Annotated in this window: 1 protein-coding gene; it reads left to right on the top strand. The window is 35.9% G+C overall.

The genetic code is table 11. The annotated features are described in order from the left end of the window. Positions 1–18: 18 nt before the first annotated feature. On the top strand, positions 19–251 hold a 233-nt coding region (locus GNF10_RS39630), incomplete at its 3' end, for a hypothetical protein (RefSeq protein ID WP_221644729.1).

The following is a 251-nucleotide window of genomic DNA, read 5'->3' as shown; positions in this document are numbered from 1 at the left end:
ATCTTATTAGGTACGCAAATGATTGCTAAAGGTTTGGATTATCCTAACATTACTCTAGTTGGTGTGCTCAATGCTGACACTATGTTAAACTTACCTGACTTTCGTGCCAGTGAACGAACATACCAACTTTTAACTCAGGTATCTGGACGCGCAGGTCGTCATGAAAAAGAAGGACAAGTTATCATACAAACGTACAATCCTGATCATTATTCAATAAAGGATGTGAAATTAAACGATTATCTTTCTTTTTA

This window comes from Nostoc sp. UCD121 (genome assembly GCF_014222285.1).
Lineage (GTDB): Bacteria > Cyanobacteriota > Cyanobacteriia > Cyanobacteriales > Nostocaceae > Nostoc.
The sequence above is the reverse complement of the archived record's forward strand: the minus strand, read 5'-3'. Positions and strand labels throughout refer to the sequence as shown.